Origin of the sequence: Stenotrophomonas sp. UBA7606 (assembly GCF_002477705.1) — a bacterium.
Lineage (GTDB): Bacteria > Pseudomonadota > Gammaproteobacteria > Xanthomonadales > Xanthomonadaceae > Stenotrophomonas.
In genome coordinates this window covers 115,851-124,258 of sequence record NZ_DLJW01000106.1, presented here as the reverse complement: position 1 = coordinate 124,258, position 8,408 = coordinate 115,851, and the positions used below count along the sequence as shown (strand labels likewise).

Annotated in this window: 6 protein-coding genes; 3 read left to right on the top strand and 3 right to left on the bottom strand. The window is 64.9% G+C overall.

Translation table 11 applies throughout. The annotated features are described in order from the left end of the window. Both B2527_RS13310 and B2527_RS13305 read right to left on the bottom strand, forming a co-directional pair. Window positions 1–1,541 (bottom strand): TldD/PmbA family protein (locus tag B2527_RS13310; protein ID WP_293714247.1); only part of this gene is annotated, 1,541 nt, incomplete at its 3' end. A 336-nt stretch (window positions 1,542–1,877) separates the two neighbouring features. Beyond that, window positions 1,878–2,777, bottom strand: a complete 900-nt coding sequence (locus B2527_RS13305) for a LysR family transcriptional regulator (protein WP_293714245.1) — start codon at window positions 2,775–2,777, stop codon at window positions 1,878–1,880. A gap of 107 nt (window positions 2,778–2,884) precedes the next feature. On the opposite strand from B2527_RS13305, the gene B2527_RS13300 reads away from it, so the two are divergent. Next, window positions 2,885–3,658: an SDR family oxidoreductase gene (locus B2527_RS13300; protein WP_293714243.1), complete on the top strand. Its 774-nt coding sequence runs from the start codon at window positions 2,885–2,887 to the stop codon at window positions 3,656–3,658. A gap of 312 nt (window positions 3,659–3,970) precedes the next feature. Here the strand turns inward: B2527_RS13300 and B2527_RS13295 are convergent, their stop codons facing one another. Beyond that, complete coding sequence (locus B2527_RS13295; protein WP_293714241.1) at window positions 3,971–5,599, bottom strand: TldD/PmbA family protein; 1,629 nt, start codon at window positions 5,597–5,599, stop codon at window positions 3,971–3,973. A 155-nt stretch (window positions 5,600–5,754) separates the two neighbouring features. Here B2527_RS13295 and B2527_RS13290 point away from each other — a divergent pair, with 155 nt between their 5' ends. Next, window positions 5,755–6,402, top strand: a complete 648-nt coding sequence (locus tag B2527_RS13290; RefSeq protein WP_293714239.1) for a DUF938 domain-containing protein — start codon at window positions 5,755–5,757, stop codon at window positions 6,400–6,402. 6 nt (window positions 6,403–6,408) lie between these two features. Continuing rightward, entirely contained in the window at window positions 6,409–8,337 is a 1,929-nt protein-coding gene (locus B2527_RS13285; RefSeq protein WP_293714237.1) for a M61 family metallopeptidase, read from the top strand. Window positions 8,338–8,408 lie beyond the last annotated feature (71 nt).

Sequence of the window (8,408 nt, the reverse complement as noted above, 5' to 3'; positions counted from 1 at the left end):
CCCTTGCCGTCGAAGAACGAGCCGCCCAGGCGGTAGTCGCGTTCGTCGGCCACGGCGCTGCAGGCGTTCCAGAACTCCGGGGTGCGGATCTGGTAGGCCACGTCTTCCAGCATGCGGGTGATCTGGCCGTTCTTGATCTCGTAGAACAGCTGACCACCGAACTGCGCGTTGTAGCGCTGCTGGTCGATGGAGAACGAGCCGTCGCCGATGATGTAGATGCCGTTCTCGACATTCTTGATCATGTCGGCCACCGACAGCGGGGTCTTGCCGGGCGCCAGTGACACATTGGCCATGCGCTGGAACTGCACGCTCGACCAGGAGTCGGCATAGCAGCAGCCGTCCGATTCGGTCTTGCCCAGGATATGCGCCTGGTCACGGATGGTCTGGTAGTCGACCAGCTTGCCGTCGGTGATCAGCGGCCAGCGCTTGGTCTTGACGCCTTCGTCGTCGTAGGCCACCGCGCCCAGCGAACCCGGCTGGGTCTTGTCGGCGAAGATGTTGACCTTGTCGCTGCCGTACTGGAAGTGCTGCTCGCGCTTGTCCAGGGTGGCGAAGCTGGTGCCGGCGTAGTTGGCTTCGTAGCCGAGCACGCGGTCCAGCTCCAGCGGATGGCCCACCGATTCATGGATGGTCAGCCAGGTGTGCGAAGGGTCCAGCACCAGGTCATACTTGCCCGGCTTGACCGACGGCGCCTTGAGCTTTTCCTGCGCCTGCTTGGCGGCGGCAATGGCGTCTTCGCGCATGTCGTAGGACTGGCCGTAGACGATGACGCCGTTGGGCAGCACGGTCTTGCCCGAGGCCTCGCCATCCAGGTATTCGAAGCCCAGGCCCATCGGCGAGGACAGGCCGTCGCGGGTGCGGAACTTGCCGCTGGCCTTGTCGATGGCGGTGACCGTCATCGGCGCCCAGATGCGGTGCACATCCTGGTCGATGTAGGAGCCGTCGGTGGAGGCGAAGTACTTCTGCTCGTTGACCAGGAACAGCATGGAATTGACGAAGCTGGCGCCGGCGCCGATGGCTGCGGCGTTCACGCCCAGCAGCAGGTCGGCCTTGTCCTTGATCGGCACTTCCATCGCGTTCTTCTTGATCGGCGTGCGCCAGCTGACCTCACCGTAGCCGGGCGCCTTGGCGAACTGCACCGGCGCGGTCTGCACCTTGGCATTGGCCTTGGCAATGGCAGCGGCCTGCTGCGCGGCCTTGACCACGCCGGCCGGGCTCAGGTCGTTGGTGGCGGCAAAGCCCCAGGCACCGTTGACGATGACGCGGATGCCGGTGCCGGTGGACTCGGTGTTCACCACGTTCTGGACCTTGTCTTCGCGGGTGATCACGAACTGGCGCAGGTAGCGGCCGATGCGCACGTCGCAATAGGTGGCGCCGGCGGCCTTGGCCGCATTCAGCGCGTCATCGGCCAGGCGCTTCTTCAGGGCCGGATCGAGCGCGGTCAGCAGCTGTTCGGCGGCGATAGCCTTGCCGAAGAAGGACGGCACCATCAGGCCGCCAGCGGTAAGCCCGGTCAGGGCAAGGAAGTCACGTCTCTGCAAGGCTGCTCTCCACGGGGCAAGGCCCGCAAGGCGGGCGCTACGGCAACAAACGACGATGGCTTCGCGGTGGTCTGCGAACTGTTCGATTCTTGCGGGCAGGTGTTTGCAGCGGTAGTGACTTTAGGCATGGACTGGCGATTTATTTGGGATTTCTGCGAGGAGCTCACCCCTCCCCAACCCTCCCCTTCGCTGCGCGAAAGGGAGGGAGCGGTCCGTGCAATCGCGGAACTGCTTACGACCTTTGCTTGTGCCCCCTCCCTTTCGCGCAGCGAAGGGGAGGGTTGGGGAGGGGTTGCGCTTTTGCTTTGCCTGCCGGCAAGCAGGCAAAGCATCCAATCACCCAACCACTTCCAGCAGCACCTGCTGCAACCAGTCCACGAACACCCGCAGCCGTTGGGAAGGATGGCGACGATGCGGGAACAGCAGGTGCATCGGCATGGGATCGGCGCGATGCCCGGGCATCACTTCCAGCAGGCTGCCAGCCGCCAGCTCGGCACGCACGTCGTAGGCGGGGATCTGGATCAGGCCCAGTCCGGCAAGGCAGCAGGCGATATAGGCCTCGGCACTGTTGACGGTGACGCGCCCGGCCAGGGGCTGGCTGCGCAGAATGCCGTTCTCGCGCCATTCCCAGGCCTCGACCCGGCCATTGCCGGGCGAGGCGTAAAGCACACCCCAATGCATGCCGAGCTGCGAGGGATGCATGGGCATGCCGTGCCGCTCCACATAGGCGGGGCTGGCCACATTGATCAGCGGCAATTGGCCAATGCCGCGTGCGACCAGGCGCGAGTCCTGCAGCGGCCCAACCCGCAGCGCGCAATCCACGCCATCTTCGACCAGATCGATGCTGCGGTCGGTCATGCCCAGCTCGACATCGATCTGCGGGTGCGCCTGCAGGAAGCCGGGCAAAGCAGGGGCGATGATCAGGCGGCCGATGCGGCCGGGCACATCCACCTTGATCCGCCCACTCAGGGCCTGCGGTGATTGCCGGAACAACTGCTCGGCCTCGTCCGCATCGGCGATCAACTGCTGGCAGCGGGCATGGAACAGCAACCCATCCTGGGTTGGCGTGACCCGCCGGGTGGTGCGATGGAGCAGGCGCGTGCCCAGCCGCTGCTCCAGCGTGCGTACGGCCTCGGACACCGTGGAGCGCGGCAGCTTGAGCTGATCGGCTGCGCGGGTGAAGCCAGCGCAGTCCACTACCCGCACAAAAACGCGGTACAGCTCGATACGATCCATGGCGATTGTCCGGATAGGCCGACAAGTGAAGTCAGAATGACCGGCTTTATCCGCAAATCCAAGTCGATAGGCTCTGTTGGCATTCCCCCAAGCCACAGGAGTTCGCAATGACCGACCATCGCATCCACGGCAAGACCGTCCTCATTGCCGGCGGCGGCAAGAACCTGGGCGGCTTGTTGGCCCGCGACTTCGCCAAGCAGGGGGCCAGCAGCGTGGCCATCCACTACAACAGCGAGGCTGCGCGCGCCGAAGCCGAGGCCACGGCCGAGGCGGTGCGTGCAGCCGGCGCCAATGCGCACCTGTTCCAGGCCGACCTGACCTCGGCTGCGGCGATGGAGCAGTTGTTCGATGACGCCAAGCAGGCCATGGGCCGCATCGATATCGCCATCAACACGGTCGGCAAGGTGCTGAAGAAGCCGATGACGCAGATCAGCGAGGCCGAGTTCGATGCGATGGACGCGGTGAACAACAAGACCGCGTTCTTCTTCCTCAAGGAAGCCGGCCGCAACCTCGCCGACAACGGCAAGGTGTGCACGCTGGTGACGTCCTTGCTGGGCGCGTTCACGCCGTTCTATTCCAGCTATGCCGGCACCAAGGCGCCGGTGGAGCACTACACCCGTGCGGCGGCGAAGGAATTTGGCGAGCGCGGGATATCGGTGACGGCGATTGGCCCGGGACCGATGGATACCCCGTTCTTCTATCCTGCCGAAGGTGCCGATGCGGTCGCGTACCACAAGACTGCAGCGGCGCTGTCGCCGTTCTCCAGGACCGGGCTGACCGACATCGAAGACATCGTGCCCTGGGTGCGCTTCCTGGTATCCGAGGGCTGGTGGATGACCGGGCAGACGATTCTGGTCAATGGTGGGTATACGACGCGCTGAGGCGGCTGACCTTCTCCCTTCGGGAGAAGAACTTGTCCCCCCGAAGGCGGGGATGCCCCGAAGGGGCGGATGAGGGTAGGGACGAAGCCCGGTGGCGGGGATCAAAGACGACAAACGGCTTGCGTCGTGCTTGAGCATTCGCCGGTGCCCCATCGCTATTTCTAGCAACCCACTGTAGCGCGGCTTCGCCTGTACCCTCACCCCAACCCCTCTCCCGATGGGAGAGGGGCTTTGTATGCCACCCAAGCCTGCGATCTGATAGCCCCTCTCCCGCTTGCGGGAGAGGGGTTGGGGTGAGGGTAGCTTTACGCCTTACCCCAACGACCGCGCCGTATTGATGATGTTCACCCCGTCAAAGCGCGTGGTGGCCGAACCATGCGACACCGCCGACACCTGTCCCGGCTGGCCCTTGCCGTCAAAGAACGAGCCGCCCATGCGGAAATCGCGTTCATCGCAGATCGCGCTGCAGGCATTCCAGAATTCCGGCGTGCGGATCTGGTAGGCCGCATCCTCGACCATGCCGGCAATTTCGCCGTTCTTGATCTGGTAGCAGAGCTGGCCACCAAACTGCGCGTTGTAACGCTGCTGGTCGATGGAGTACGAACCACGGCCGTGGATGTAGATGCCGTTCTCCACGTCCTTGACCATCTGCGCCGGGGTCAGCGGCGTCTTGCCCGGCGCCAGCGACACATTGGCCATGCGCTGGAACTGCACGCTCTTCCACGAATCGGCATAGCTGCAGCCGTGTGAGGCGTTCTCGCCGAGGATATGCACTTCGTCGCGGGTGGCCTGGTAATTGACCAGGATGCCGTCCTTGACCAGGTCCCACTTGCGCGTCTTCACGCCTTCATCGTCGTAGCCCACCGCACCCAGGCTATAGGGCGCGGTCTTGTCGGCGGTGAAGTTGACGATGTCGCTGCCCCAGCGGAAACCGGCCTCGCGCTTGTCCAGCGTGGCGAAGCTGGTGCCGGCGTAGTTGGCTTCGTAGCCAAGCACGCGGTCAAGCTCCAGCGGGTGGCCGACGTTCTCGTGGATGGTCAGGAACAGGTTGGACGGGTCCAGCACCAGGTCATATTTGCCCGGCTTCACCGACGGGGCGGTGAGCTTGGCGCGCGCCTGCTTGGCCGCAGCGATGGCGTCTTCCACCGGGTCGTAGGTATGGCCGTAGCCGACCACGCCACCGGGCAGCTGATGCTTGTCGGCGGCGTTGCCGTCCAGGAATTCCCAGCCCATGCCTGCCGGCGCCGACAACCCCGCGCGGGTGCGGAACTTGCCGCTGGCCTTGTCGATGGCGGTGGCGGTGAACGGCAGCCAGATGCGGTGCACGTCCTGGTCGATCCACGAGCCATCGCTGGAGGCGAAATACTTCTGCTCGTTGACCAGGAACAGCTGCGAGTTGATGAAGTTGGCCCCGGCATTGATCGCCGCCGCATTGATCGACAGCAGCAGATCGACCTTGTCCTTGACCGGTACCGCCATCGCGTTCTGGCGGATGGGCGTCTTCCACTGCACCTCGCCCACGCCCGGGGTGGGTGCCAGCTGCACCGGCTTGGTCTGGATCTTGGTGTTGGCGCGGGCAATTGCAATTGCCTGCGCCACGGCGGCGGCCACGCCCTGCGGGGTGGACTGGTTGCTGGCCGCAAAGCCCCATGCACCGTTGACGATCACACGGATGCCGACACCGGCCGATTCGCTGTTGGTGACGTTCTGCACATTGTCTTCGCGGGTGACGATGGCCTGGTTGAGGTAGCGGCCGATGCGCACGTCGCAGTAACTGGCACCGCCCTGCTTGGCCAGTGCCAGCACGGTATCGGCCAGCAGCTTCTTTTTGGCCACATCGGCCGGTGCAAGCAGCTCCTCGGCCGCGATCAGCTGGGCATTGGGCAGCATGAACCCGGCAAGACCGAGGCCGGAAAGTGAAAGAAACTGGCGGCGTTGCATGAGCGGTGGAACTCCAGGGCCAGCGATGCCTTGCATCGCACAAGACCTTGGAATCTCGGCGGGACAAGGGTTCAGGCACAAGTGACCATGGTCATGCATGGCGCAAAACAGGGCCTGCGGCACAATCAACGGCCTGCATTCAACAGGCACCGATGATGACCAAGCCCCACGCCGAATCCTGCGAGCGCAACAGCGCTCCCATCCTGCAGGTGCTGCAGCAGCACCTGGGCCAGGCCCACCACGTGCTGGAGATTGGCAGCGGCACTGGCCAGCACGCGGTGCACTTTTCCGCTGCAATGCCGTGGCTGCGCTGGCAGGCCAGCGACCACCGCGACCACCTGCCCGGCATCGGCCAATGGCTGGACGAGGCCGGCTTGCCCAACACCCCGCCAGCGCTGGAACTGCAGGCGGTGGCGGGCGGCGGCCTGCAGCCTTTGCCGGCCTTGCCCGTGCATGAGGGCGTTGCGGGTTTCGATGCCGTATTCACCGCCAACACGCTGCACATCATGGGCTGGGAGCAGGTGCAGGCCGTGTTCGCCGGCCTGCCCAGGCTGATGGCGCCGGACGCCCTGTTCATTGCCTACGGGCCGTTCAACTACAACGGTGCTTTCACCAGCGACAGCAACCGCAACTTCGACGGCTGGCTGAAGGCGCGCGATCCAAGATCGGGCATCCGCGATTTCGAGGCCGTGGATGCACTGGCGCGGGCCCAGCAGCTGGCACTGTGCGAGGACGTGGCGATGCCGGCCAACAACCGCTGCCTGGTATGGCGGCGGATGCGCAGCGCAAGCCAGCCGGGCTAGGATGCGATGACTTCAGGCAAGGGGCAGGGCGTGATGCAGGGACGTAAGTGGTTGGTGGCGATGGTGCTGGGCTTTGCCCCGCTGGCGGGCCTGCAGGCGCAGCCGCTGGATGCACGCGCGGCGGCGATGCAGGTGCAGGCCAGCTACCCGGGGGTGATCGAGCTGGAGGTGGATGCCAGTGACATCCAGCGCCGCATCCAGCGCGTGCACCAGCGCATTCCGGTATCGGCTGGCGCGCTGACGCTTTGGTACCCGCAGTGGATCCCAGGCAATCACGCGCCAACCGGCCCGATCAACCAGATGGCCGGGCTGGTCATCCGTGGCAACGGCCAGCCACTGCAATGGACGCGCGACTCCGGCGACATGTATGCCTTCAAGCTGCAGGTGCCCGAAGGTGTCAGCGTGCTGGATATCGAGTTCCAGTACCTCTCCCCCACTGCCAGCGACCAGGGCCGGGTGGCGATGACCCCCAACATGCTCGACCTGCAATGGCACCGCGTGCTGTTGTACCCGGCCGGCTATGACGCGCGCGGCATCCAGGTGAAGCCCAGCCTGCACCTGCCCGAAGGCTGGCAGAGTGGCACGGCATTGGATGTTGCACAGCGCAGCGGCGGCAACGAGCAGTACGAGCCTGTGTCGCTGATGACCTTGATCGATTCGCCGGTGTTCGCCGGCCAGTACTTCAAGCGCTTCGCGCTGGACGAAGCCTCCAGGCAACCGGTGTGGCTGGACGTGGTGGGCGAGAATCCGCAAGGCCTGCAGGCTGACGCCAAGGTGCTGGATGCACACCGCGCCCTGGTGCGCGAGGCCGACGCCGTGTTCGGCGCGCGCCCGTATACGCGCTACAACTTCCTGCTGGCGGTGTCGGACGTGTTCAGCGGCATCGGCCTTGAGCATGCGCAGAGCAGCGAGAACGGCATGCACGACGGCTACCTGCGTGGCGAGCGGCCCTTCCTCGACAACGACCTGCTGCCGCACGAGTACACCCACGCCTGGGTAGGCAAGGCCTGGCGCCCGCGCCCAACCTGGGTGCCGCATTACAACGCGCCCATGCACAACGACGAGTTGTGGATGTACGAAGGCCAGACCCAGTATTGGGCGGTGGTATTGGCCGCCCGCTCCGGGCTGTGGAAGCCGGACTACGCGATGGCGATGCTGGCCCAGCTGCAGGCCAACTACGCTACCCAGCCGGGCCGGCAGTGGCGCGACCTGCACGACACCGTGCACCAGGGCATCCTCGACTTCAATTCCAAGCCGCAGGCCTGGGCCGACTGGCAGCGTGCGTTCGAGTTCTACAACGAGAGCACGCTGCTATGGCTGGGCGTGGATGCACGCCTGCGCAGCCTTTCCAAAGGCAAGGTGACGCTGGACGATTTCGCCAAGCGCTTCCACCAGGGCGGAAAGCAGGGTGAGATTCGCCTGTATGACCGCGCCGATGTGATGCAGGGGCTGGAGGCGGTGCAGCCCGGCAACTGGGATGCCTTCATCGGCAGCCGATTGGATGCGCGTGATGGCAAGACGCCGGATGGTCTGGCAGCAGCGGGCTGGGAGCTGTACTTCGACGATCAGCCGAACCTGGTGATTGCCGATGGCGAGGCGGATGGCGCTACCGATCTGCAGTATTCGCTGGGTTTGAAGATCGGCAGCGATGGCGTGCTGCAGGCGGTTGGTTGGGATAGTCCTGCCTTCAAGGCCGGCCTGGCCAAGGATGTGACGATAGTCGCGGTGAATGGCCTGGCATACAGCGGTGGGCGTATCAAGCAGGCGCTGATGGATGGAAAGCAGAACGGCACGCCGATCGAGTTGATCGTGCGACAGGCGGACAGCTTCCGCACTGTGCGTATCGATTACCGCGAAGGTCTGCGCTATCCGCATCTGCGGCGGATTGCGGGGACGGCGGATCTGTTGACGCGGATTTTGGCTGCGAAGCGGTAAGGCCGCACACGTGGAGCTCGAACGTCCCTTCTCCCGCAAGCGGGAGAAGGTGCCCCGAAGGGGCGGATGAG

What these genes read in the sequence shown, in the direction of transcription:
- B2527_RS13305 (WP_293714245.1), bottom strand. Translation starts at nt 2,777, where the DNA reads ATGGATCGTATCGAGCTGTACCGCGTTTTTGTGCGGGTAGTGGACTGC.
- B2527_RS13300 (WP_293714243.1), top strand. Translation starts at nt 2,885, where the DNA reads ATGACCGACCATCGCATCCACGGCAAGACCGTCCTCATTGCCGGCGGC.
- B2527_RS13295 (WP_293714241.1), bottom strand. Translation starts at nt 5,599, where the DNA reads ATGCAACGCCGCCAGTTTCTTTCACTTTCCGGCCTCGGTCTTGCCGGG.
- B2527_RS13290 (WP_293714239.1), top strand. Translation starts at nt 5,755, where the DNA reads ATGACCAAGCCCCACGCCGAATCCTGCGAGCGCAACAGCGCTCCCATC.
- B2527_RS13285 (WP_293714237.1), top strand. Translation starts at nt 6,409, where the DNA reads ATGACTTCAGGCAAGGGGCAGGGCGTGATGCAGGGACGTAAGTGGTTG.